Source organism: Kitasatospora sp. NBC_00070, from assembly GCF_045041205.1.
In the GTDB taxonomy this organism is placed as follows: Bacteria; Actinomycetota; Actinomycetes; order Streptomycetales; family Streptomycetaceae; genus Kitasatospora.
Genome location: NZ_CP108247.1, coordinates 2,229,353 through 2,254,681, shown reverse-complemented (window position 1 = coordinate 2,254,681; position 25,329 = coordinate 2,229,353). Strand labels below are relative to the sequence as shown.

Annotated in this window: 20 protein-coding genes; 17 read left to right on the top strand and 3 right to left on the bottom strand. The window is 71.6% G+C overall.

Translation table 11 applies throughout. The features are described from left to right. Positions 1-29: 29 nt before the first annotated feature. The 3 genes from OHV05_RS10435 to OHV05_RS10425 form a co-directional block, all read right to left on the bottom strand. Complete coding sequence (locus OHV05_RS10435) at positions 30-1,571, bottom strand: chitinase (RefSeq protein ID WP_405017432.1); 1,542 nt, start codon at positions 1,569-1,571, stop codon at positions 30-32. Positions 1,572-1,693: 122 nt separating this feature from the next. Next, positions 1,694-2,845 carry a non-hydrolyzing UDP-N-acetylglucosamine 2-epimerase gene (wecB, locus tag OHV05_RS10430; protein ID WP_405017431.1) on the bottom strand — a complete coding sequence of 384 codons (1,152 nt, stop codon included), beginning with the start codon at positions 2,843-2,845 and terminating at the stop codon, positions 1,694-1,696. A 13-nt stretch (positions 2,846-2,858) separates the two neighbouring features. Further along, a complete protein-coding gene (locus OHV05_RS10425; protein WP_405017430.1) occupies positions 2,859-4,280 on the bottom strand; it encodes a glycosyltransferase in 1,422 nt (473 codons plus the stop codon). A 204-nt stretch (positions 4,281-4,484) separates the two neighbouring features. On the opposite strand from OHV05_RS10425, the gene OHV05_RS10420 reads away from it, so the two are divergent. From OHV05_RS10420 to OHV05_RS10340, 17 genes are all read left to right on the top strand, one after another. Continuing rightward, a complete protein-coding gene (locus tag OHV05_RS10420; RefSeq protein WP_405021422.1) occupies positions 4,485-5,849 on the top strand; it encodes a bifunctional folylpolyglutamate synthase/dihydrofolate synthase in 1,365 nt (454 codons plus the stop codon). Position 5,850: 1 nt separating this feature from the next. Continuing rightward, a complete protein-coding gene (locus OHV05_RS10415) occupies positions 5,851-6,186 on the top strand; it encodes a DUF4233 domain-containing protein (protein WP_405017429.1) in 336 nt (111 codons plus the stop codon). 112 nt (positions 6,187-6,298) lie between these two features. Continuing rightward, complete coding sequence (gene ndk, locus OHV05_RS10410; RefSeq protein ID WP_405017428.1) at positions 6,299-6,712, top strand: nucleoside-diphosphate kinase; 414 nt, start codon at positions 6,299-6,301, stop codon at positions 6,710-6,712. Between the two features lie 301 nt (positions 6,713-7,013). Further along, a complete protein-coding gene (locus tag OHV05_RS10405; protein WP_057239138.1) occupies positions 7,014-8,039 on the top strand; it encodes a rod shape-determining protein in 1,026 nt (341 codons plus the stop codon). Positions 8,040-8,124: 85 nt separating this feature from the next. Then, entirely contained in the window at positions 8,125-9,006 is an 882-nt protein-coding gene (mreC, locus tag OHV05_RS10400; RefSeq protein WP_405017427.1) for a rod shape-determining protein MreC, read from the top strand. Between the two features lie 2 nt (positions 9,007-9,008). Beyond that, a complete protein-coding gene (gene mreD, locus OHV05_RS10395; RefSeq protein ID WP_405017426.1) occupies positions 9,009-9,650 on the top strand; it encodes a rod shape-determining protein MreD in 642 nt (213 codons plus the stop codon). A gap of 13 nt (positions 9,651-9,663) precedes the next feature. Continuing rightward, the gene (mrdA, locus tag OHV05_RS10390; RefSeq protein ID WP_405017425.1) at positions 9,664-11,871 is read left to right on the top strand and encodes a penicillin-binding protein 2; all 2,208 of its coding nucleotides are present in this window, start codon (positions 9,664-9,666) and stop codon (positions 11,869-11,871) included. Next, positions 11,868-13,061 carry a rod shape-determining protein RodA gene (rodA, locus tag OHV05_RS10385; RefSeq protein WP_405017424.1) on the top strand — a complete coding sequence of 398 codons (1,194 nt, stop codon included), beginning with the start codon at positions 11,868-11,870 and terminating at the stop codon, positions 13,059-13,061. The genes mrdA and rodA overlap by 4 nt, the downstream gene beginning before the upstream one ends. Before the next feature lie 60 nt (positions 13,062-13,121). Further along, positions 13,122-15,050, top strand: a complete 1,929-nt coding sequence (locus OHV05_RS10380; RefSeq protein WP_405017423.1) for a TIGR03960 family B12-binding radical SAM protein — start codon at positions 13,122-13,124, stop codon at positions 15,048-15,050. A gap of 80 nt (positions 15,051-15,130) precedes the next feature. Further along, on the top strand, positions 15,131-16,252 hold the full coding sequence (locus tag OHV05_RS10375; protein WP_405017422.1) for a hypothetical protein: 1,122 nt from the start codon (positions 15,131-15,133) through the stop codon (positions 16,250-16,252). Between the two features lie 131 nt (positions 16,253-16,383). Next, on the top strand, positions 16,384-17,148 hold the full coding sequence (locus tag OHV05_RS10370) for a TIGR03936 family radical SAM-associated protein (protein ID WP_405017421.1): 765 nt from the start codon (positions 16,384-16,386) through the stop codon (positions 17,146-17,148). Positions 17,149-17,567: 419 nt separating this feature from the next. Further along, positions 17,568-21,104: an Rne/Rng family ribonuclease gene (locus tag OHV05_RS10365; RefSeq protein ID WP_405017420.1), complete on the top strand. Its 3,537-nt coding sequence runs from the start codon at positions 17,568-17,570 to the stop codon at positions 21,102-21,104. A 222-nt stretch (positions 21,105-21,326) separates the two neighbouring features. Continuing rightward, positions 21,327-21,644: a 50S ribosomal protein L21 gene (rplU, locus tag OHV05_RS10360; protein WP_184919524.1), complete on the top strand. Its 318-nt coding sequence runs from the start codon at positions 21,327-21,329 to the stop codon at positions 21,642-21,644. Positions 21,645-21,656: 12 nt separating this feature from the next. Next, positions 21,657-21,914 (top strand): 50S ribosomal protein L27, encoded by a 258-nt coding sequence (rpmA, locus tag OHV05_RS10355; protein WP_057238555.1) that lies wholly within the window; start codon positions 21,657-21,659, stop codon positions 21,912-21,914. A gap of 106 nt (positions 21,915-22,020) precedes the next feature. Next, positions 22,021-23,502: a GTPase ObgE gene (gene obgE / locus OHV05_RS10350; protein ID WP_405017419.1), complete on the top strand. Its 1,482-nt coding sequence runs from the start codon at positions 22,021-22,023 to the stop codon at positions 23,500-23,502. 143 nt (positions 23,503-23,645) lie between these two features. Further along, positions 23,646-24,782, top strand: a complete 1,137-nt coding sequence (gene proB, locus OHV05_RS10345; protein WP_405017418.1) for a glutamate 5-kinase — start codon at positions 23,646-23,648, stop codon at positions 24,780-24,782. 64 nt (positions 24,783-24,846) lie between these two features. Next, positions 24,847-25,299 (top strand): hypothetical protein, encoded by a 453-nt coding sequence (locus OHV05_RS10340; protein WP_405017417.1) that lies wholly within the window; start codon positions 24,847-24,849, stop codon positions 25,297-25,299. Positions 25,300-25,329 lie beyond the last annotated feature (30 nt).

Genomic DNA, 25,329 nt, shown 5'->3' with positions numbered 1-25,329 from the left:
GCCCGCGCGGCTCCCCGTGCTTCCGACGCTTACGGCATGGCGTGCAGGTGGCCGCCGACGGTGCTCGCGATACCGCCGCCCGCCTTGGCGTCCCAGTTGGTCGACCAGGTCATCGCGCCACCGATACCGGGCCACTTGGTGTCCGGCTTGAAGGTGCCGCAGTTGGTGCCCTGGGCCAGGCAGTCCAGCGCCGCGTTCACCACGCTCGGGCTGACGTAACCGCCGCCGGCCGCACTCGTGGACGCCGGGACGCCGAGGCCGACCTGCCGGGGCTCCAGACCGTTCTTGAGCTGGATGCAGGCCAGCGCGGTGAGGAAGTTGACCGTCCCCTGCGCGTAGACGCCGCCGTCGCAGCCGAGCATGGTGCCGGAGTTGTAGTACTGCATGTTGACGATGGTGAGGATGTCCTTCACGTTCAGCGCCAGCTTGAAGTACTCGGCCCCGGCCGACTGCATGTCGATGGTCTGCGGCGCCATGGTGAGCACGAAGCCGCTGCCGACCTTGCCCGCCAGCGAGTGCAGCGCCTGGCCCAGGTAGGTGGCGTTGACGCCGTTCTCCAGGTCGATGTCGATGCCGTTGAAGCCGTACTCCTGGATCACCGCGTACGCGGTGTTGGCGAAGTTGCCTGCGGAGGCCGAACTGTTCACCGAGACGGTGCCGTTCTGGCCGCCGACCGAGACGATCACCTTCTTGCCGGCCGCCTTCTTGGCCGCGATGTCGGCCTTGAACTGCGCGACGGTGTAGCCGCCGAGGCGGCCGGCGAGCGTGCTGTCCAGGGTGAAGCTGATCCCGCCCGCGCCGCTGGTGGCGTCGGCGAAGGAGACCGCGATGATGTCGTAGGCGGCCGGGACGTCACTGATCTTCTGCACCGTGGCGCCGTTGTCGAAGTTCTGCCAGTAGCCGGTCAGCAGGTGCTTGCCGGGCGGCGGCGGGGTGGTGGGACTGCTGCTCGGACTGGGGCTGGGGCTGGGGCTCGGACTGGGACTCGGGCTGGGGCTCGGGCTGCTGCTGGTGCTGGGCTTCGGCGTGGTCACGCTGGAGGAGGGCTTGGGGTCGCCCGGCCCGAACAGCGAGATGTCGTCCATCAGGAAGGAGCCCTGGCCGTACCAGCCGTGCAGGTAGACCGTGACGACGGAGGCGTTCGCCCCGGTGGTGAAGGTGGTTGTCAGCTTGGTCCAACTGGTGCCGTTGGTCCAGGTGCTGGGGTCGCTGCCGCCCGTTCCGGTGGCGCCCAGGTAGACGTACGGGCCGAGCACCCAGGCGCTCAGCGTGTAGGTGGACGAGGGCTTCACCGGGGCAGTGGTGGTGCACTGGCCGTTGTCACTGGCGGTGGGAGTGACCTTGAGGACGAAGCCGTGGGTGGGGTCGGTGGCGGACTGGCCGGAGCTGTTGGAACACGTCCAGGGGGAGACGTGGTTGCCGTTGTCCAGGCCGCCGTTCTCGATCAACTCCACGTTGGTGGCGGCGGCCCGGGCTCCCGGGGTGGCCAGCAGCAGGCCGACCAGGGCCAGTGCGGTGGCGACCAGGGCGGTCAGCAGCAGGTGGACGGTGCTTCTCGGTCTTGCGCGCATGCCATCTCCATGTGGGGGAGTGAGGATGGTGCGGTGCAGGGTCAAGTCCTGGTCTGTACCAGTGACTTGTGTCACAAGGTGGAGTAGACCAATCCCGCTGTCAAGACCGTCGCCGGAATGCGTCAGACCGTCGGATGCCCCGGTTCGGCCAGCGCCAGGGTGAGCCCGGCGATCCGGGCGGAGGCGGTTCCGTCGCCGTACGGGCTCGGGGTGGCGGCCAGTCGGGCCAGCCGCTCGGGGGTGTCGGCGAGCCATGCGGCGGCCAGCGCGCCCAGTTCGGGGCCTGGGCCGACCAGGGCGGCGAAGCCCGCGGCCACCGACTCCGGGCGTTCGGTGGAGCGGCGGACCACCAGCAGCGGGCGGCCGAGCACGGTGCACTCCTCCTGCACGCCGCCGGAGTCGGAGATCAGCAGCGCGGCGTGCCGGGCCAGCCCGAGGAACTCGCCGTAGCCGACCGGCTCGGTGACCGTCAGACGGGCCAACAGTGGCTCCAGGCCGTGCCGTTCGACGGCGGCCCGGGTCCGCGGGTGCAGCGGCAGGAGCACCGCGGTGCCCGCGGCCGCGAGCGCGTCCAGCTCGCCCAGCACCGCGCCGAGCGCCTCGGCGGTGTCGGTGTTCTCCGGCCGGTGCACGGTGGCCAGTACGTAGCCGTCGGCGCGCAGGCCGTACCGGGCCAGCAGCTCGGCCCTGGCCCCGGCGTCCGGGAGCTGACGGCGCACCACCTCGACCACGGTGTTGCCGGTCAGCGCGATGGCCCGCTCGGCCAGCGCCTCGGTGCGCAGGTTGGCGGCGTTCTCCTCGGTGGCGGCGCAGAGCAGGTCGGCGATGTGGTCGACCATCACCCGGTTGTGCTCCTCGGGCATCGCCCGGTCGTGGCTGCGCAGTCCGGCCTCGACGTGCACCAGCGGGATGCCGTGCGCGTTGGCGGCCAGGGCGCCGGCCAGGGTGGCGTTGGTGTCGCCCTGCACCACCACGGCGCCGGGGCGCTCGGTGGTGAAGGCGGCATCCAGCTGCTCCAGCGAGGCGGCGATCTGCCCGGCCCGCGGCCTGCCACCCACGCCGGAGAGCAACTCCGGCTCGGGGAGGCCGAGTTCGCGCAGGAAGCGGCCGGACATCGCCTCGTCCCAGTGCTGGCCGGTGTGCATCAGCCGGGCCGCCGGGCCGAGTTCGTGGATCAGCGGGGCGAGCTTGACCAGCTCCGGGCGGGTGCCCAGCACGACGGCGATCCGGTTGCCGGTGAAGGCGGCGACGGAGGGGTGGCAGGGGGCGGTCATCGGACGGCTCCGTTCAGGCTTCGAGCGCGGTCGGGGCGCCGGCGGTGGTCCGCTCGGCGTTACGGCGGGTCTTCGCCCAGCCGTTCCGGCCGAGCAGCAGCCGGACGGCGGCCCGGGTGGCCACCAGGAAGACGTGGTAGGTGTACAGCCAGAGCGCCAGTCCCCAGAGCAGGCCCAGCAGTCGGCGCCGGTCGGGGTACACGGTCCGGCGGTAGGCGAAGCCCCAGCAGACCAGCGGCAGCGCGGCGAGCGCGAAGGCGACCAGCATCAGCGGTCCGTAGGCGGCCTCGAAGGCGGCCGCGTCCGCGCCGAAGAAGATCCGGGTGGCCAGCGAGATGCCGAGGGTGACCGGGAGGAGCAGCACCAGCAGCACCGCGACCACCGGCTGGAGGAAGGTGTACATCACCTCGGCCTTGCCGCCGAGCGTGTAGTGCGGGGAGCGGAGCACCCGGCCGGTGTACCGCAGGCACTGCATGTTGCCCTGCGCCCAGCGGGTCCGCTGGGTGAGGAAGCGGCGGCCCGAGACCAGGCCCTCCTGGGACACCCGGGTCTCCGGCACGTGCGTCAACCGGTAGCCGGCCAGCCGGAGTTCGAGGCCGGACTCGTAGTCCTCCAGCAGCGCCCGCTCGGGCCAGGGGCGCTGCTCCCGGCCGGCCAGCGCGTCGAGCGCGGCGAGCCGGACGAACTGGCCGTTGCCGCCCAGGCCGACGCTGCCGGTGCGGCGGCGGAGCAGCTGCATGCCGGAGTTGCTGGCCTGGAACTCGATGTCCTGCATCCGGACCAGGGCCCGGGCGAAGGCGTTGGCGACCCGGCCGCGGCCGGGCAGCGGCCGGGGGTCGTCGGCGTTCCGCATCCGGACGCCGATCTGCACCGCGCCGGTGTCCGGGCGCCCGAGCGCGTGCTCGGTGCTGACCAGGGCCAGGGTGTCGGCCGCCAGCTCGCCGTCGGCGTCGATCACGCCGAGCACCACCCGCTCGCGGTCGGTGCCGGGCGGCAGCCGGTCGGAGATCTGCCGGTAGGCGGCGTTCAGCGCGGCACCCTTGCCGATCCGGGCGTCCGGACGGCGGCGCTGCACCAGGTGGATCATCGGGTCGCGGTCGGCGGCGGCCAGCACCAGCTCGCGGGTGCGGTCCTCGCTGTCGTCGTCCACCACCCAGAGGTGCGCCTCGGGGGAGGACCGGCGCAGCCCCGCCAGGGTCTGCCCGACCACCGCCTCCTCGTCCCGGCAGGGGATCACCAGGTGCCACTGGAAGACCGCCGGGTCACCGGGCTCGGCCGGCCGGCTGCGCCGGAAGGCGTCCGCCGAGCCGGCCCAGTAGAGCAGGAAGCGGCCGAACACGAAGACCATGTACGCCAGCAGGGCGAGCGAGAGCAGTTCGGCCGTCCACAGCACCTGGGTCCGGTGACTGAGGAAGTACGCGTGAACGGCATTCATTGCAAGGCTCCATCGGCGAAATGATCTTCGATTTGATGGTGACTTGCTTCAATCATCATCTATTCACATGGTAGACCTTCAACTTGGCCAACTCTTTACCGAGTGACCCCCCTCACGTGAGTCGTGGACCACCCGGACCGGAGTGGTGAAGCGGCTCCGTAGACTGGGCGCGTGAGCGACAAGGCCCCGCAGAACCCGTACACGATCCGCCCCGTCAACCCGGACCCCGCAGACCCGGCGGGTGAGCTGCGCGAGATCGAGACCGCCCTCTCCGCCCGCTGGCCGGAGAACAAGCTGGAGCCGTCGCTCGACCGGATGGCCGCGCTGATGGACATCCTCGGCCAGCCCCAGCGGGCGTACCCGGCGATCCACATCACCGGGACCAACGGCAAGACCTCGACCGCCCGGATGATCGAGCAGCTGCTGCACGCCTTCGAGCTGCGCACCGGGCGCTACACCAGCCCGCACGTCGAGTCGGTGACCGAGCGGATCAGCCTGGACGGCGCACCGATCACGGTCGCCAAGTTCATCGAGACGTACCGCGACATCGAGCCCTACGTGCAGATGGTCGACGCCCAGCAGCCGATCCCGATGTCCTTCTTCGAGGTGCTCACCGGCATGGCATACGCCGTGTTCGCCGACACCCCGGTGGATGTCGCGGTGGTCGAGGTCGGGATGGGCGGCTCCTGGGACGCCACCAACGTGGTCGACGGCGACGTCGCGGTGATCACCCCGGTCGGCCTGGACCACACCGACCGGCTGGGCGACACCACCGGCAAGATCGCCGTCGAGAAGTCCGGGATCATCAAGACGGGGTCGCTCGCCGTGGTCGCCCAGCAGCCGCTGGACGCCGCCGAGGCGATCCTGCGCCGCGCGGTCGAGGTGGACGCCACCGTGGCCCGCGAGGGCATGGAGTTCGGGGTGATCCGCCGTGAGGTCGCGGTCGGCGGTCAGCTGGTGACGATCCGGGGGCTCGGCGGCGCCGAGTACGAGGACGTCTTCCTCCCGCTGCACGGTGCCCACCAGGCGCACAACGCCGCGCTCGCGCTCACCGCCGTCGAGGCGTTCTTCGGCGTCGGCGGTGCCCGGGGCGGCACGCTGGACGCGGAGAAGGTCCGGGCCGCGTTCGCCGGCGTCAGCTCGCCCGGCCGCCTCGAGGTGGTCCGGCGCAGCCCCACCGTGATCCTGGACGCCGCGCACAACCCGCACGGGGCCGAGGCCAGCGTCGCCGCGATCACCGAGTCGTTCGGCTTCACCAAGCTGGTCGGCGTGATCGCCACCAGCGGCGACAAGGACGCCTCCGGCTTCCTGGAGGTCTTCGAGCCGATCCTGGCCGAGGTCGTCATCACCGAGAACTCCACCCACCGGGCCACGCCGGTGGACCAGCTGGCCGCGATCGCGGTGGAGATCTTCGGCGAGGACCGGGTCCGGATCGAACCCCGGCTGGACGACGCCATCGACGCCGCCGTCACGATGGCGGAGGACGAGGAGCTCGGCGGCGCCGGGGTCGTCATCACCGGCTCGGTCATCACCGTGGGCGAGGCCCGCATCCTGCTCGGGAGGAAGTGACATGCGCGTCCTGTGTTCCTCGACCCTGATCGGTGAGGCACTGCTGATCATGTTCGCGGCGCTGGTCGCGATGCAGCTCTCGGACGTCCCCACCGCCACGGTGTGGATCGTCAGCGGGATCGCGATGCTGCTCTGTGTGCTGCTCTGCGGCGCGATCACCCGACCCGGGGCGGTGGCGGTCGGCTGGGCGCTCCAGATCGGACTGATCGTCAGCGGCTTCGTGCTGCCCACGATGTTCGGGCTCGGGCTGGTCTTCGCGGCGCTCTGGTGGTGCTCGGTGCACTACGGGCGCCGGATCGACGAGATCAAGGCCGCCCGGGAGCTCGCGGAGGCGTAGCGGTTGGCCGGGGTGCGTGGGGATTGCGTGGGGATCACGTACCTGCGGGTTCGGCCGGGTACGCAAGGTAGCCTTTCGGGTGACCGACCCCTAGTCCCCAGGAGCCGTTAACGTGTCGCAGCGCACTCTCGTCCTGCTCAAGCCCGACGCCGTCAAGCGCGGCCTGGCCGGCGAGATCATCAGCCGGATCGAGCGCAAGGCCGGCTGGCGGCTCGCCGCGGTCGAGCTGCGCACCTTCGACCGGGAGACGCTGGAGCAGCACTACGCCGAGCACGTCGGCCGCCCGTTCTACGAGCCGCTGCTCGAGTTCATGACCTCCGGTCCGTCGATCGCGCTGATCGTCGAGGGCGAGAACGTCGTCCCCGGCATCCGTGCGCTGGCCGGTGCCACCGACCCGCTGCAGGCGGGCCCGGGCACCATCCGCGGTGACTTCGCCACCATCACCCGGGAGAACCTGATCCACGCCTCGGACTCCGAGGCGTCGGCCGAGCGCGAGATCAAGATCTTCTTCCCGGCCCAGGCCTGACCGCCTGACGGGCCCTCACCTGGTCGGGCCACGCACCGTCAGGCCCGACCAGGTGAATCCAGGCGTTTCATCCTCAAATACGGAACTCGAAGGCCCGACACGGCGTCCCAATCCTCGGAGATGCCGACGAGCCGCCGGAGAATGGGCAGCACGCCGTACCTCGCAGTCCGAGACGACCGGCGTGGCTACGATGGAGCACAACTCACGGGCTCGGTACGGCAGGTCAGCCGTCGTCCGCCCCCATCTCCCCGCCATCTGATTCCGAGCTCGGGAAGGCACCACACACCCCATGGCCAACAATCTGTCGTTCATCGGCCGTGACATGGCGATCGACCTGGGCACTGCCAACACGCTGGTGTACGTCAGGGGCAAGGGGATCGTCCTCAACGAGCCGTCCGTGGTCGCGGTGAACACCAACACCGGCGGCATTCTGGCGGTCGGGTCCGAGGCGAAGAAGATGATCGGGCGCACGCCCGGCAACATCGTCGCGATCCGCCCGCTCAAGGACGGCGTGATCGCCGACTTCGAGATCACCGAGCGGATGCTGCGGTACTTCATCCTGAAGATCCACAAGCGCCGCTACCTGGCCCGCCCCCGGGTGGTGGTCTGCGTGCCCAGCGGCATCACCGGAGTCGAGCGCCGCGCCGTGATCGAGGCGAGCTCGCAGGCCGGCGCGCGCCAGGTGCACATCATCGAGGAGCCGATGGCGGCCGCGATCGGCGCCGGGCTCCCGGTGCACGAGGCCACCGGCAACATGGTGGTGGACATCGGCGGCGGCACCACCGAGGTCGCGGTGATCTCGCTCGGCGGGATCGTCACCGCGCAGTCGATCCGGGTGGCCGGCGACGAGCTGGACAACGCGATCGTGCAGCACATCAAGAAGGAGTACAGCCTCCTGCTCGGTGAGCGCAGCGCGGAGCAGATCAAGATGAGCATCGGTTCGGCCTTCGCCCTGGAGGGCGAGAAGGACGAGCACGCCGAGATCCGCGGCCGCGACCTGGTCAGCGGTCTGCCGAAGACCGTGGTGATCTCCGCGGCCGAGGTCCGCGAGGCGATCGACGAGCCGGTCAACTCGATCATCGACGCGGTGAAGACCACCCTGGACCAGTGCCCGCCGGAGCTGGCGGGCGACGTGATGGACCGCGGGATCGTGCTCACCGGTGGCGGCGCCCTGCTGCGCGGCCTGGACGAGCGGCTCCGCCGGGAGACCGGCATGCCGATCCACATCGCGGAGAACCCGCTCGACTCGGTCGCGCTCGGCTCCGGCAAGTGCGTCGAGGAGTTCGAGGCGCTCCAGCAGGTACTGGACGCCCAGCCCCGTCGTTGAGCGGGAAAGAACACAAGTCAACTGAAGGGCCCTCAGCCGTCCACAGCGGGTGGGGGCCCGGCACCGAAGGGGCAGCTCCAGCATCGTGAGGGACACCCGAGAGAGCCGACTGCTGCTGGTCCTGCTGGTCGCGGTCGCTTTCGCCCTGATCACCGTGGACATCAAGGGCGGCGAGAGCTCTCCGCTCAGCGGTGCCCGGCGGGCCGCCGCGAGCGTGCTCGGCCCGGTCGAGCGCGGGGCGGCCGGGGTGGTCGACCCGGTGGCCGGTACCGTCCGGGCGGTCCGGGACGCGGGCACCCACCAGGCCCGGCTGGACCAGATCACCCGGGAGAACACCGACCTGCGCCAGCGGGTCGCCTCCTCCGACACGGCGTCGGGCCGCACCAAGCAGCTGGACGAACTGCTGCGCACCGCGGGCAACGGCGGTTACACCGTCAAGGCCGCCCAGGTGATCGCGATCGGCGCCGCCCAGGGCTTCTCCTGGACCATCACCATCGACGCCGGCAGCGACGACGGCCTGACCCGGGACATGACCGTGATCAACGGTCAGGGCCTGGTCGGCCGGATCACCACCATCGCGCCCACCACCGCCACCGTGCTGCTCGCCTCCGACCCCGGCTTCAGCGTCGGGACCAGGATGGAGGGCTCCGGCGAGATCGGCTTCGCCAACGGCCAGGGCACCGGACCGATGAAGGTCTCGCTGCTCAACGGCAAGGCCCAGGTCAAGGCCGGCGACCGGCTGGTCACCTTCGGCTCGCAGAGCGGCCGTCCGTTCGTCCCCGGCGTCCCGGTCGGCAAGGTGGTCGAGGTGGAGGCGACGCCGGGTCAGCTCACCAAGACCGTGCTGGTGGAGCCGTACGTCCAGTTCACCCGGCTCGACCTGGTCGGCGTGGTGGTGGTCCCGCCGCGGACCGATCCGAGGGACGCCGTGCTGCCGCCCGCCTCGACACCCGCAGGGGGGAACTGACCATGCGGATCAACCGCGTCCTGCTCTCCGCCGTCCTGATCCTGCTCGGCCTGGTGATCCAGGTCAGCGTGCTCGGACGGCTCCAACTCCCGGGCGCCACACCGGATCTGCTGCTGCTCGTGGTGGTCGGTCTGGCCCTGGTCTACGGCCCCACCGGCGGCTGCCTGGTCGGCTTCGCAGCCGGTCTGCTGGCCGACCTGGCCCCACCCAGCGACCACGCCATCGGCCGGTACGCCCTGGTGCTCTGCCTGCTCGGCTACGTCGCCGGTCTGCTCCGCCCGGACGGCGCCCGGCAGCGTTCGGCGGTCAGCGCGCTGCTGATCGTGGCGGTCGCCGCGGTCGCCTCCACCCTGCTGTACGCGACGGTCGGCGCCCTGGTCGGCGACACCGCCGCCCGGCACGTCGGCCTGACCGGCCTGGTGTTCAGCGCCCTGCTGTACGACGTGCTGCTGGCCCCGTTCGTGGTGCCCGCCGTGATGATGCTGGCCCGCCGGTTCGACGGCGGCAGCGTGGTCACCGAGTCCGAGGACTCCGGCGGTTCGGGCCTCGGCACGCTGTCCCGCTACCGCACCACCCGCGAGGCGTCCCCGCTGCCCGGCTACGGCCGCAAGCGGCGGATTCCCGGCCTGGCCAAGCGCCCCTGAGGAGCGAGCACCGTTGAGCAACATCCCGGAGACCGGCCGCACCCAGCGGGTGACGATCCGTCTGATCGTCCTGCAGGTCCTGGTGCTGTCGCTGCTCGCCACCCTGGGCGGACGGCTCTGGTACCTGCAGATCCGCACCGGCCACGAGTACGTCGAGAAGGCCGCGGGCAACCACGTCCGCGAGGTGGTCGAGCCGACCGTCCGCGGCGAGATCCTGGACGCCTCGGGCCGCATCCTGGCCGGTAACGAGGCCAAGCTGGTGGTCTCGGTCAGCCGGACCGCGCTGCTCCAGCAGAAGGACCACGGCAAGGCCGTGCTGGCCCGGCTCGCCGACGTGCTCGGGATGCCCGCCAAGGACGTCCAGGACAAGGTCAGGCTCTGCGACGCCAAGACCCCGCAGCCCTGTTGGAACGGCTCGCCCTACCAGCCGATCCCGGTCACCAAGGCGGCCACCACCCAGCAGGCGATGCAGATAATGGAACGTCACGAGGACTTCCCCGGCATCACCGCCCAGCCCACCTCGCTGCGCCGCTACACCGGGGCCGAGGGCGCCAACCTGGCCCAGGTGCTCGGCTACCTCTCGCCGGTCACCGACGAGGAGGTCACCAAGTCCAAGGACAAGGAGGGCCGGGAGCGCCGGCTGCCGGTCGACCAGATCGGCCGGGCCGGCCTGGAGTCGGTGTACGACAACGACCTGCGCGGCACCACCGGCATCGACCGGCTGGAGGTGGACAACCTCGGCCGGGTGATCGGCAGCGCGGGCAAGACCCCGGCGGTGCCCGGCAACAACCTGGTCACCAGCATCGACGCCCGGGTACAGAAGGCGGTCGAGGACAACCTGGCGCAGGCCATGGTGGACGCCCGCAAGGCGTGGGACAAGGACACCAAGCGCAACTACGAGGCGGACTCCGGCGCGGCCCTGGTGATGGACGTGCACACCGGCCGGATCGTCGCGATGGCCAGCGCCCCGACCTACGACCCCAACCTCTGGGTCGGCGGCATCGCGGGCAAGGACTACCAGAACCTGACCAGCAAGGAGTCCAACTACCCGCTGCTGAACCGGGCCATACAGGGTCAGTCCGCCCCCGGCTCCACCTTCAAGGTGGTCTCCGCCGCCGCGGCCGCCCAGGCCGGGTACTCGCTGAACGGCAACTACCCCTGCCCGAGCAGCCTGACCATCGGCGGCCGCGAGTTCAAGAACTTCGAGAGCCAGGGCTACGGCTCGATCAGCCTGGCCCGGGCGCTGGAGGTGTCCTGCGACACCGTCTTCTACGGCCTCGCCTACGACCAGTGGATGGCCGACGGCGGCATCAAGCCGAAGAAGGACGCGGCGGACTGGTTCTTCAAGACCGCGAAGCAGTTCGGCCTCGGCGCCAAGACCGGCATCGACCTGCCCAGCGAGGCCCCGGGGCGGATCCCGGACCGCAAGTGGAAGCAGGAGTACTACGACGCCAACAAGGACGCCTGGTGCGAGCAGGCGAAGAAGAACGACAACGAGTACGGCACCCTGGTGGCCAAGGAGAACTGCGCCGACGGCAACCAGATGCGCGCCGGTGACATGGTCAACTACGCCATCGGCCAGGGCGACACCCTGGTGACGCCGCTCCAGATGGCCAAGATCTACTCCGCGCTGGCCAACGGCGGCACGCTCTACCGCCCGACCATCGGCAAGGCCGTGATCAGCCCGGACGGCACCGTGGTCCGGGAGATCGCCCCGCAGGTGGACGGCAAGCTGCCGACCGACGAGCGCACCCTGCAGTACATCGACCAGGCCACCAAGGGCGTCATCGAGCAGGGCAGCGCCGCCTGGAAGTTCACCGGTGCGGGCTGGCCGCAGGGCAAGATCGAGCTGCACGCCAAGACCGGCACCGCGGAGGTCTTCGGCAAGCAGACCACCTCCTACCTGACCACCTACAGCCGCGACTACGCGGTGGTCATGACGATGAGTCAGGCCGGTACCGGCTCCGGCGCCTCCGGTGACGCCGTCCGGCGGATCTACCAGGCGCTGTACGGCGTGGACGACAAGGGCAACATCGACAACGGCAAGGCGCTGCTCAGCAAGCCGCAGGCCGAGCTGCCGAAGTTCAACCCGGACGGGACCGCCGTCCACCCGGTGTCGTTCCTCGACCCGCTGCCGCCGGCCGCCCCCGCCGCGCCGGGCACGCTGACCCTGGCCGCGCTCGAACCCACCACCCGCACCGCCGGAAGGGGCCGGGCGTGACCTCCTCGTACAGCCAGTACCGGCTGGCGCCGCAGCGCGGCACGGTGGGCCGGGCGCTGGCCAAGGGCTCCCCGCTCCGCCGGCTGGACTGGATCATGGTGCTGGCCGCCCTCGGCCTCTCGCTGGGCAGCTCGCTGCTGGTCTGGTCGGCCACCCGGGGCCGGGACTCGCTGACCCACGGCGACCCGCAGTACTTCCTGTTCCGGCACCTCACCAACCTGGCGATCGGTCTGGCGCTGTGCGGGGTGGTGGTCCTGATAGGGAGTCGGCGCCTGCGCACCGCCGTGCCGGTGGTCTACGTGCTGGTGGTGCTGATGCTGCTCGCGGTGCTCACCCCGCTGGGCTCGACCATCAACGGCGCCAAGGCCTGGATCCAGTTCGGCGGCGGCTTCTCGATCCAACCCGCCGAGTTCGCCAAGTTCGCCATCATCCTCACCATGGCCGTGGTGCTGTCCGCCCGGGTGGACGCGGGGGAGCGGGAGTTCCCGCCGGACCGCAGCGTGCTCCAGGCGCTCGGGCTGGCCGCACTGCCGATGGCCGTGATCATGCTGATGCCGGACCTCGGCTCGGTGATGGTGATGGGCGTCATCATCCTCGGCATCCTGCTCGCCTCCGGCGCGGCCAACCGCTGGGTCTTCGGCCTGATCGGCACCGGCGCGCTCGGCGCGGGCGCGATCTGGCAGCTCGGGGTGCTGAGCAAGTACCAGATCGACCGGTTCGCCGCCTTCGCCAACCCGGCCCTCGACCCGGCCGGGGTGGGCTACAACACCGCCCAGGCCCGGATCGCCATCGGCTCCGGCGGCCTGACCGGGATGGGGCTCTTCAAGGGCACCCAGACCACCGGCCAGTTCGTCCCCGAGCAGCAGACCGACTTCGTCTTCACGGTGGCCGGCGAGGAGCTCGGGTTCGTCGGCGCGCTCGGCCTGATCGTGCTGCTCGGCGTGCTGCTCTGGCGGGGCTGCCGGATCGCCCGGCAGGCCACCGACCTGTTCGGCACCATCGTGGCGGCCGGGGTGGTCAGCTGGTTCGCCTTCCAGGCCTTCGAGAACATCGGGATGAACCTCGGCATCATGCCGGTCGCGGGCATCCCGTTGCCGTTCGTCAGCTACGGCGGCTCCTCGATGTTCGCGGTCTGGATCGGCATCGGCCTGCTCCAGTGCGTCCGCACCCAGCGGCCGATAGGGATTTGACCCCGTCCGGTTCGGCTACCCTTGAGGGTCACCCTGTCCCCGCCGCAAAGGGCTCACCGCATGCCAGTCGAATCGGTCTTCCCACGCCTGGAGGCCCTCCTCCCGCACGTCCAGAAGCCGATCCAGTACGTCGGCGGCGAGCTCAACTCGACCGTCAAGGACTGGGACAGCGCCGACGTCCGGTGGGCCCTGATGTACCCCGACGCCTACGAGGTCGGGCTGCCCAACCAGGGCGTCATGATCCTGTACGAGGTGCTGAACGAGCGTGAAGGCGTGCTCGCCGAGCGCACCTACAGCGTCTGGCCGGACCTAGAGGCGTTGATGCGCAAGCACGACGTGCCGCAGTTCACCGTCGACGCGCACCGGCCGGTCAAGGCGTTCGACGTGTTCGGGCTCTCCTTCTCCACCGAGCTCGGCTACACCAACATGCTGACCGCGCTCGACCTGGCCGGCATCCCGCTGAACGCCGCCGACCGGGGTCTGGACGACCCGATCGTGCTGGCCGGTGGGCACGCCGCGTTCAACCCCGAGCCGATCGCGGAGTTCATCGACTGCGCGGTGATCGGGGACGGTGAGCAGGCCGTGCTCGACATGACCGAGATCATCCGGGCCTGGAAGGCCGAGGGCCGCCCCGGCGGCCGCGACGAGGTGCTGCTCCGGCTGGCCCGTACGGGTGGTGTCTACGTCCCGCGGTTCTACGACGTGGACTACCTGGAGGACGGCCGGATCGCCCGCGTGGTGGGCAACCGCGAAGGCGTGCCGTGGCGGGTCTCCAAGCACACCGTGATGGACCTGGACGAGTGGCCCTACCCCAAGCAGCCGCTGGTCCCGCTGGCCGAGACGGTGCACGAGCGGATGTCCGTGGAGATCTTCCGCGGCTGCACCCGCGGCTGCCGTTTCTGCCAGGCCGGCATGATCACGCGCCCCGTGCGGGAGCGAAGCATCACCGGCATCGGCGAGATGGTCGAGCGCGGGCTGAAGGCGACCGGCTTCGAGGAGGTCGGCCTGCTCTCGCTCTCCTCGGCCGACCACACCGAGATCGGTGACATCGCCAAGGGCCTGGCCGACCGCTACACCGAGGACAAGATCGGCCTCTCGCTGCCGTCCACCCGGGTCGACGCCTTCAACATCGACCTTGCCAACGAGCTGACCAGGAACGGCCGTCGCTCGGGTCTGACCTTCGCTCCCGAGGGCGGCTCGGAGCGGATCCGCAAGGTGATCAACAAGATGGTGTCGGAGGAGGACCTGATCCGCACCGTCGCCGCCGCCTACGGCAACGGCTGGCGCCAGGTGAAGCTGTACTTCATGGTCGGTCTCCCCACCGAGACCGACGAGGACGTGCTGCAGATCGCCTCGATGGCGAAGAACGTGATCCAGAAGGGCCGCGAGGTCACCGGCCAGAACGACATCCGCTGCACGGTCTCGATCGGCGGGTTCGTCCCCAAGCCGCACACCCCGTTCCAGTGGGCGCCGCAGCTCTCCGCCGAGGACACCGACGCCCGGCTCGGCAAGCTCCGGGACGCGATCCGCAACGACCGCAAGTACGGCAAGAACATCGGTTTCCGCTACCACGACGGCAAGCCCGGCATCATCGAGGGCCTGCTCTCCCGGGGTGACCGCCGGGTCGGCGCGATCATCCGGGCCGTCTACGAGGACGGCGGCCGGTTCGACGGCTGGCGCGAGCACTTCAGCTACGACCGCTGGATCGCCGCCGCCGAGAAGGGCCTGGCCGGCACCGGCGTCGACGTCGCCTGGTACACCACCCGCGAGCGCACCTACGAGGAGGTGCTGCCCTGGGACCACCTGGACAGCGGCCTCGACAAGGACTGGCTCTGGGAGGACTGGCAGGACGCCCTCGAGGAGGTCGAGGTCGAGGACTGCCGCTGGACCCCGTGCTTCGACTGCGGCGTCTGCCCCCAGATGGACACGTCCATCCAGATCGGCCCGACCGGCGTGAAGCTGCTGCCGCTCACCGTGCTCAACTCGTAGCACCGGTCCGCAACCTGACGGCCCCTCCCGTGCGTGCTGCACGGCAGGGGCCGTCAGGGCATTCGAGGGGGAGAACACCGATGGAGCAGCAGGACGACAGACCGGCCGAGGGCTGTCTGGTCGCCTTCGTCCGGATACCGGCCCGGATCATCGCCTTCACGGTGGTGGTCCCGCTGCGCTTCTGCTGGGAACTGCTGGTCCTGGTCTGGCGGCCGGTCGGGGCCGCCCTCGACTGGCTCGGCCGGCTGATCGGCCGGATCTGCTACGGCCTGGTCGGCTGGCCGCTGCTGATGGCCTACCGCCACCTGCTCACCCCGCTCGGCCACGCGTCGTACCGGGCCGGCCGGATGCTGCTGGCACTGCTGGGGTGGTCCTGGCGCTCCGTGCTGGCACCGCTCGGGCGGGCCCTGGCCACCGCACTGCGGGCCACCGGGCGCGGGCTGGCGCTGGCCGCCGAGTGGCTGTACGGGAACCTGCTGGCGCCGCTCGGGCGCGGCCTGGCCCTCGCCGTCCGGGCGGTCGGCCGAGGGCTGGAACTCGCGGCGGCGGGTCTTGGCCAGGCGGTCGGCTGGGTGCTCGGGGTGCTGGTGCTGCTGCCCCTGGTGTGGTGCCACCGGAAGGTGCTGAACCCGTTCGGCCGGGGGCTGCTCTGGCTCGCCCGCAACGGCGTCGTGCTGCCGCTGGCGTGGCTGGTGGAGTGGGTGGTGCTGGCCCCGCTGGGGTGGCTGTGGCAACGGGTGCTGACCCCGGCGGGCCGGGGCCTGGTACTCGCCGTGCGGTGGCTCGGCCGGGCGCTCGTCCAGTTGGTCAGGTGGCTGGTGGTGCTGCCGCTGGAGTGGGTGTGGCGGTCGGTGCTCACGCCGCTCGGGCGCGCCCTGGTCGCGGGGGCGGCCGCCCTCGGGCGCGGGCTGCTGCGGCTGGCGGTGCTGCTCGTGCGGGGGCTGGGGTGGCTGCTGTGGCACCTGGTCGTGCGGCCGCTCGGGTGGCTGTGGCGGACGGTGCTGTACCCGGTGCTCCGGACGGTCGGTCAGCTGCTCGGGCGGGCCTGGCACTTGGGCGGCCGGCTGTGGCGGTTCCTGGTGGCGCGGCCGTGCCGTTGGCTGCGCCGGGAGGTCTGGTGGCCGGTCAAGGACGAGCTCCGGCGGGCCTGGGCATCCGTCCGGGTGGCGGCCCGGGAGGCCAGGCGGGCGCTGGTGGGGTGATCAGGCCGTACCCTTGAGCCTGACAGAGTCCGGCCGGAGCCCGTTGGTGCAGTGGCCGGACCGGCCCACTGACTAAGGACTGAGCGACCCTGGCACGCCGCACGCCTGACGGTCCGCCGCCCGCGCCGACGGTGCAGCGCATCCGTCTCCGGTACACCAAGCGCGGCCGTCTGCGCTTCACCAGCCACCGTGACTTCCAGCGGGCGTTCGAGCGCGCGCTCCGCCGCTCGGCCGTCCCGATGGCGTACTCGGCGGGATTCACCCCGCACCCGAAGGTCTCCTACGCCAACGCCGCCCCGACCGGGGTGGCCAGCGAAGCCGAGTACCTGGAGATCGGCCTGGCCGAGTTCCGCGACCCGGAGCAGCTGCGCGCGCAGCTCGACGAGTCGCTGCCGGACGGTCTGGACATCACCGACGCCGTCGAGGTCCGCACCCCGAACTTCGTGGAGCGGCTGGAAGCCTCCGAGTGGCAGGTCCGATTGGAGCAGGTCACGCCCGAGGAGGCCGGTCGGGCGATCACCGCTTTCCTGGCCGCCGAACGGGTCGAGGTCGAACGCCTCACCAAGAACGGCGTACGGGTCTTCGACGCGCGCGGGCCCGTCGCGGCACTCGAACTGCTTTCGCCGCAGGTCGGCGATGGTAACGAGACCGGCACGGACGGTACCGCCGATGTTCGTGGCACCAATCCCTGTGCGATACTGCGGCTGGTAGTACGACACGCCACACCCGCCGTACGACCCGACGACGTTTTGTCCGGTCTCCGTGCGACGGCCGACCTGGCGCCGCCGGTCCCCGCTGAGGTGACCAGGCTGGCGCAGGGGCCGCTCGACGAGGAGACCGGCACGGTGACCGACCCGCTGGCGCTCGACCGCGCCGCGGCCCCGGCCGGCCTGTAGGCCGCCGGGCCGCGCGCACCTGCGTCCGCCTAGCGGGAGGAGGGCCGGCCCGGTCTCCGGGCCTGTCCCCTCCGGGCCGCTGCGGCTCCCCAGGGGAGCGAGCGCCGTCGAACGCAGGCCAGCCCCTGGTGGCCCGCCGCCCCGGATGGGCGGTTGGCCCGAGGACCCCTCCGGCAGCCATCCGGGACGGGGGACGGCACCGGCCCGGATAAAACTTGAAGACTGGTCAGAACCAGAAGACTTTCGACACCCCGCACTGTGCGGGGCGCCGAGCGAGACTACGAGCCCCTGTGCGGCATCGGCGTCCCGCACGGCGACGCCGTGGAGGTCGGCCCGCGAAGCTCGCGACCGACCGGAACCAGCGGCGTCGCGCCGTGCCCGGATGCGGAGCCCGGGGGCCTGACGGGAGATCCACCCGCATGCTCGAGAACGAGAACAACGAACCGCAGCAGTCCGCGGCCGACGACAGCGCGGCCCCGCCGCGCCGCCGGCGCCGCGCGGTGTCCCGCCCGGCGGGTACGCCGCAGGGTGCCGCCGCGGAGACCGCCGAGACGGTCCTGCCGGCCGAGACCCAGGAGGCCCCGGCCGTCGCCGAGGAGCCCGCCCCCGAGAAGCCGGTGCGGGCCCGTCGGGCCCGCAAGCGCGTGGAGTCCCCGGCCGGTGCGCCGGACGCGGTCGAGACCGTCGTCGAGGTGCCCGCCCCGGTCGAGGCCGTGGCCGAGGAGCCCGCGCCGGAGAAGCCCGTCCGGGCCCGTCGCACTCCCCGCAAGCGGGCCGAGACCGCCCCGGTCGCCGTCGGGGAGACCCCCGTGGTCGAGCCGGTGGCCGAGGCCCCGGTCGTCGCCGAGGAGCCCGCCCCGGTGGTCGAGGACGCCGCCCCGCCGCGTCGCCCCCGCCGTCGCCGGGTGGTCGAGGCCGCCCCGGTGATGGCCGAGGAGCCGGTCGTTGAGGAGGAGCCCGAGGCTCCGGCCGAGGAGCCGGTGGCCGAGGCCCCGGCCGTGGTCGCCGAGCCCGCCCCGGTGGTCGAGGACGCCGCCCCGCCGCGGGCCCGCCGCCGTGCGGTCCGCCCGTCCACCGCGATCTTCCAGGCCCCGGTCTTCCAGGAGCCCGCGCCCTACGTCGCCCCCGCCGCCCCGGTCGTCGCTCCGGCCGCCGCCGTGAGTGCCCCGGCCGCCGCTGCCGCTCCGGCCGCGCCCGCCGCCGCCCCGGCCGCGACGACCCAGGAGGAGGACGAGTTCGAGTACAGCGGGGTCGGCCGTCGCCGTCGCACCCGTCAGCAGGTCCGGGTGCAGACCCCGTCGCGCCAGTCCCGGGGTGGCCGTCACGAGGCCCGCCAGGAAGCCCGTCAGGAGAGCCGCCCGGAGCCCCGGGTCGAGCAGCCCCGGGTCGAGCAGGCCCGGGTCGAGCAGGCCCGGGTCGAGCAGCCGCAGCCGGTCCGCGAGGTGCCCAAGGCCGAGGCCCCGGCCGTGGTCGAGGAGGCGCCCGTCGAGGTGACCGCCGGCCCCGAGGCCGAGGTCGAGGGCGAGTGGGAGGACGACCGTCCGTCCCGCCGTCGCCGCCGGGGCGGCCGTCGCCGCCGTCGCGGTGAGGCCGAGGAGTTCGAGGCCGAGCAGGGCACCGAGCCGGCCGCCGCCGCTCCCGTCGAGGAGCCCGAGGACGACGCCGAGGAGGACGACGAGGACGACCTGGCCGGTGGCCTGGCCTCGTCCCGCCGTCGCCGTCGCCGTCGTCGTCGCAGTGGCGACAGCGGTGGTGGCGTCGAGCTGGCCGCCGAGACCACCGAGGACGGCGTCCGAACCGTCGTCAAGGTCCGCGAGCCGCGCCGCCGTTCGACCGAGCCGGCCTTCGACCCGGACGAGGTGCAGTCGATCAAGGGCTCCACCCGTCTGGAGGCCAAGAAGCAGCGCCGCCGTGAGGGCCGCGAGCTGGGCCGCCGCCGGGTGCCGATCATCACCGAGGCCGAGTTCCTGGCCCGCCGGGAGTCGGTCGAGCGGGTCATGGTGGTCCGTCAGAACGGCCTGCGCACCCAGATCGGTGTCCTCGAGGACAACGTGCTGGTCGAGCACTACGTGAACAAGGAGCAGGCCACCTCGTACGTCGGCAACGTCTACCTGGGCAAGGTCCAGAACGTGCTGCCGTCGATGGAGGCCGCCTTCGTCGACATCGGCAAGGGCCGCAACGCGGTGCTGTACGCCGGTGAGGTCAACTTCGGTGCGCTGGGCGGCCACGGCGGCCCGCGCCGGATCGAGTCGGTGCTTAAGTCCGGCCAGTCCGTGCTGGTCCAGGTCTCCAAGGACCCGATCGGCCACAAGGGCGCCCGGCTGACCAGCCAGATCTCGCTGCCCGGCCGCTACCTGGTCTACGTGCCCGAGGGCTCGATGACCGGCATCAGCCGCAAGCTCCCGGAGAACGAGCGCGCGCGCCTCAAGCAGATCCTCAAGAAGATCGTCCCGGACGACGCGGGCGTGATCGTGCGCACCGCCGCCGAGGGCGCCAGCGAGGACGAGCTGACCCGCGACGTGCAGCGCCTGCAGGCGCAGTGGGAGGAGATCCAGAAGAAGGCCGCCACCGGCAACGCCCCGGCGCTGCTGTACGGCGAGCCGGACATGACCGTCCGGGTCGTCCGCGACATCTTCAACGAGGACTTCACCAAGGTCATCGTCTCCGGCTCGGAGGCGTGGAACACCATCCACGAGTACGTCACCAACGTGGCGCCGGACCTGACCGAGCGTCTGCAGCGGTGGACCTCGGACGTGGACGTGTTCGCCACCTACCGGATCGACGAGCAGCTGATGAAGGCGCTGGACCGCAAGGTCTGGCTGCCCAGCGGCGGTTCGCTGGTGATCGACCGGACCGAGGCGATGATCGTGGTCGACGTCAACACCGGCAAGTTCGTCGGCCAGGGCGGCAACCTCGAGGAGACCGTCACCCGGAACAACATCGAGGCGGCCGAGGAGATCGTCCGTCAGCTGAGGCTCCGTGACCTCGGCGGCATCATCGTGATCGACTTCATCGACATGGTGCTGGAGTCCAACCGGGACCTGGTGCTGCGTCGACTGCTGGAGTGCCTGGGCCGGGACCGGACCAAGCACCAGGTGGCCGAGGTCACCTCGCTGGGCCTGGTGCAGATGACCCGCAAGCGGGTCGGCCAGGGCCTGCTGGAGTCCTTCTCCGAGTCCTGCGTGCACTGCAACGGCCGCGGCGTGATCGTCCACATGGAGCAGCCCACCTCGGTGGGCGGCGGCGGTGGCCCGGTCGGCACCTCGGGCGAGGCCGCTGCGGCGGGTGCCTCGAAGCGCCGTCGCCGGGGCAAGGGCGGCACCTCGCAGGAGGAGTCGCACCAGGTCTCCGAGGCCGTCGAGTCGGTCGAGGACGAGCACGACCACGAGGAGTTCGAGGTCATCCCGAACGGCTCCGAGCAGCTGGAGATCGCCGTCCCGGAGGCCGTCGAGGCCGCCGAGACCGTGGTCGAGGCGCCGGTCGTGGCCGAGCAGCCCGCGCCGCAGGTCGACCTGGTCGAGATCGAGGCGGCCCCGGCCGCTCCGGCCGGCCGGACCCGTCGTCGGGCGGTCCGCAAGGCGACCGCTCCGGCCGGTGCGCCGGGCGGGGCCGAGATCGTGGTGCTGCAGGCCCGCGCCGAGGCCGCGATGGAGGCCGCCCTGACGGCTGCCGCCACCCCGGCCGTGGTCGAGGAGCCCGTCGCCGAGCCGGTGGCCGAGACCGTCGTCGAGGAGTCGCCGGCCGAGGCCGAGCTGCCCGTCGTCGAGGAGCCGGCGGCCGAGGAGGAGCCCGCGCCGAAGAAGCGCGCGGCCCGCAAGGCTCCGGCCAAGAAGGCCGTCGCGGCCAAGAAGACCGTGGCCGCGAAGAAGACCACCGCCCGCAAGACCGCCACCAAGCGGACCAGCGCGGCGGCCAAGAAGGCCGCGGCCGCCGAGGGTGATTCGGCGGCTGAGTAAGCCCTTGGGTCGGGGCGGTCCGTACGGGCCGCCCCGACCCCGGTAGGGCCCGGTTTGCCCAAGTGGGTGCCGGTCCGTATTCTTGACCCTTGGCGTGTCTGACGCCGCGCTCCCGAGCAAATCACCTCCCGCGCTTCTCGAAGTGAGGGGGAGGCCGCCTGTGTCCGTACCCAGGTGGCTGGCATCGAGAGTTCCGATCGAGTTAGAGAAAGCAGGTACCGCATGTACGCGATCGTTCGCGCAGGCGGCCGCCAGCACAAGGTCGCCGTCGGCGACGTGCTGGAGATTGACCGTGTTGACGTCAAGCCGGGTGACTCGGTGGAGCTCTCGACCATCCTGGTCGTCGACGGTGACGATGTCACCTCCGACCCGTGGGTCCTCGCCGGCGTGAAGGCTCACGCCGAGGTGGTCGACCACACCAAGGGTGAGAAGATCATCATCCTGCGCTACAAGAACAAGACCGGTTACCGTCGCCGCCAGGGCCACCGTCAGCGCCACACCGCTGTCCGGATCACCAGCATCGACTCCGTCAGCAAGTAAGGGGATAGCGAGATGGCACACAAGAAGGGCGCAAGCTCTACCCGGAACGGCCGTGACTCGAACGCCCAGCGCCTCGGCGTGAAGCGCTTCGGCGGTCAGGTCGTCAGCGCCGGCGAGATCCTGGTCCGCCAGCGTGGCACCCACTTCCACCCGGGTGCGGGCGTCGGTCGCGGTGGCGACGACACCCTGTTCGCGCTGAACGCCGGTGCGGTGCAGTTCGGCACCCACCGCGGTCGTCGCGTTGTGAACATCGTGGCCGTCGAGGCCTGATTCTGACCCTGCGTCGGAATTCACATGGAGGGTGGACCGGAATTTTCCGGTCCACCCTCCATGCTTTGAAGCAGAGACTGTTTTTCCCTATCTGGAGGCACACCCCATGACCACCTTCGTGGACCGCGTCGAACTGCATGTCGCCGCGGGTAACGGGGGCCACGGCTGCGCCTCCGTTCACCGGGAGAAGTTCAAGCCGCTCGGCGGGCCCGACGGCGGCAACGGCGGTGAGGGTGGCAGCGTCATCCTCATCGTCGACGCCCAGGTCACCACTCTGCTGGAGTACCACCACTCGCCCAAGCGCAAGGCCACCAACGGCAAGCCGGGTGCGGGTGCTCACCGCACCGGTTCGACCGGTGGGGACCTGATCCTGCCGGTGCCGGACGGCACCGTGGTGATGGACAAGCAGGGCAACGTGCTGGCCGACCTGGTCGGTCACGGGACCAGCTTCATCGCCGCGGCCGGTGGCCGTGGCGGTCTCGGCAACTCGGCCCTCGCCTCGTCCCGCCGCAAGGCCCCCGGCTTCGCGCTGCTCGGCGAGCCCGGCGAGGCCCGCGACATCGTGATGGAGCTCAAGTCCGTCGCCGACGTCGCCCTGGTCGGTTACCCGAGTGCGGGCAAGTCCTCGCTCATCTCGGTGATCTCGGCCGCCAAGCCGAAGATCGCCGACTACCCGTTCACCACCCTGATCCCCAACCTCGGTGTGGTCACCGCGGGCGAGACGGTCTACACCGTCGCCGACGTCCCCGGCCTGATCCCCGGCGCCAGCCAGGGCCGCGGTCTTGGCCTGGAGTTCCTCCGCCACGTCGAGCGCTGCACCGTCCTGGTGCACGTGCTGGACTGCGCGACCCTGGACCCGGGCCGTGACCCGCTCACCGACCTCGAGACCATCGAGGCCGAGCTCGCCCAGTACGGCGGTCTCGAGGACCGTCCGCGCCTGGTCGCGCTCAACAAGATCGACGTGCCGGACGGCCAGGACATCGCCGACCTGACCCGGGCCTCGCTGGAGGAGCGCGGCTACCGCGTCTTCGAGGTCTCCGCCGCCTCCCGGGCGGGCCTGCGCGAGCTCAACTACGCGATGGCGCAGATCGTCGCCGAGGCGCGGGCCGCCAAGCCGCTCCAGGAGGCCACCCGGATCGTGCTGCGGCCGACCGCCGTGGACGACGCCGGCTTCACCGTCACCGAGGAGGACGGCGCGTTCCGCGTCCGCGGCCTCAAGCCCGAGCGCTGGGTCCGGCAGACCGACTTCTCCAACGACGAGGCGGTCGGCTACCTGGCCGACCGGCTGGCCCGGCTCGGCGTCGAGGACCAGCTCTGGAAGGTCGGTGCCACCGAGGGCGACACCGTCATCATCGGCCCGGACGAGAACGCCGTGGTCTTCGACTGGGAGCCGACCCTGGCCGCCGGTGCCGAGATGCTCGGCCGTCGTGGCGAGGACCACCGTCTGGACACCCAGCGCCCCGCGCTGGACCGCCGCCGCGACAAGCAGAAGCTGCGCGACTCGGCCGAGGACGAGTTCCTCGCCTTCGAGGCGCTCTCCAGCAAGCGCCCGGCGCTGGACGTGGACGACTCCGGCGACGAGGAGTAACTCGCTCGCCGCCACAGGGGCGTGGGCAGCCGACCGGCCGCCCACGCCCCTGTGGCGTGTCCACGGGCTGAAAGGCCGTCGGGGGCGAGGGTCCGGATCGCGTAGATTACGACCCGTCGATTCTCCTGTGGAGGCAATGCCCGATGACGGACCAGACCCTGCGTCAGGAGGTGCTGACCGCACGCCGCATCGTGGTCAAGGTCGGCTCCTCCTCGCTCACCACCGCTGCCGGCGGGCTCGACGCGGACCGGGTGGACGCACTGGTCGACACCCTGGCCAAGGCCCGCAGCCAGCCCGCCGCCCCCGAGATCGTGCTGGTCTCCTCCGGCGCGATCGCGGCCGGCCTGGCCCCGCTCGGGCTGGACCGCCGCCCGCCGGACCTGGCCCGCCAGCAGGCCGCCGCCAGCGTCGGCCAGGGCCTGCTGGTCGCCCGCTACACCGCCTCGTTCGCCCGGTACGGGGTCCGGGTCGGCCAGGTGCTGCTGACCGCCGAGGACGCCAGCCGCCGGGCGCACTACCGGAACGCCTACCGGACGCTGGACCAGCTGCTCGCGATGGGCGCGATGCCGATCGTCAACGAGAACGACACGGTGGCCACCGCCGAGATCAAGTTCGGCGACAACGACCGGCTGGCCGCGCTGGTCGCCCACCTGGTCCGGGCCGACCTGCTGGTGCTGCTCTCCGACGTGGACGGCCTGTACGACGGTGACCCGAGCAAGCCCGGCACCAGCCGGATCGACCAGGTCAGCGGTCCGCAGGACCTGGACGGGATCGAGATCGGCAGCTCCGGCAAGGCCGGCGTCGGCACCGGCGGCATGGTCACCAAGGTGGAGGCCGCCCGGATCGCCACCGGCGCCGGCATCCCGGTGGTGCTGACCGCCGCCAGCCAGGCCGCCGACGCGCTGGCGGGCCGGCCGACCGGCACCCTGTTCCTGCGCACCGGCAGCCGGTCCGCCGACCGGCTGCTCTGGCTGGAGCACGCCAGCAGCCCGCGCGGTGCCCTCCAGCTGGACCCGGGCGCGGTCGAGGCGGTGGTCTCCGGCGGCAAGTCGCTGCTGCCCGCCGGGGTGACCCGGGTGGACGGCGACTTCTCCGCCGGTGATCCGGTGGACCTTCTTGGCGAAAACGGCCACATCGTCGCCCGTGGGCTGGTCAACTTTGATGCGAGGGAGTTGCCCCGTCTGCTCGGCCGGTCCACCAGGGAGCTGGCCCAGGAGCTCGGTGCCGCGTACGAGCGCGAGGTCATCCACCGCGACGACCTGGTCATCCTGCGCGGCTGACGGGCCCGACCCCTGGGCCGTCCGCAGCGGCCAGGACACGACGTCGCCGAACAGGAGGCCGCCGGTGGGACGAAGGCTGACCAGCATCGACGGCGGCCGGGGCGAACAGGTACCCGAGGAACCCCGGGCCACCGTACGCCAGTTGCACGACCGGGCCGAGCTCCCGGAGGAGGAGCAACCGCGGCTCTGGCACGTCGTGCTGAGCGTGGCGGGCAAGGTCATCCCGCTCGCCGAGCTGCGCGCCGGGCTCGAACAGCTGGCCCACGACCACTCGTTCTTCCTGACGGCCCGTTACGCCGCCGACCACGCCGAGATCCGCTACTGGGAGCAGGCCCGGGACCTGCACGACGCCGCCGCGATCGCGCTCCGGCTCTGGGGCGAGCACAAGAGCACCGCGAACTTACCGCCGTGGGAGATCGTCGGCCTCGAGGTGGTGGACCGTCCGACCTACCACAAGCGGATCGCGGAGGGCTTCGGCGATCCGCCGCCGCACCTGGGCGGGGTGCACCCGTACTAGCGGTGTCTCAGTGCTCGATCGGCAGCTCCG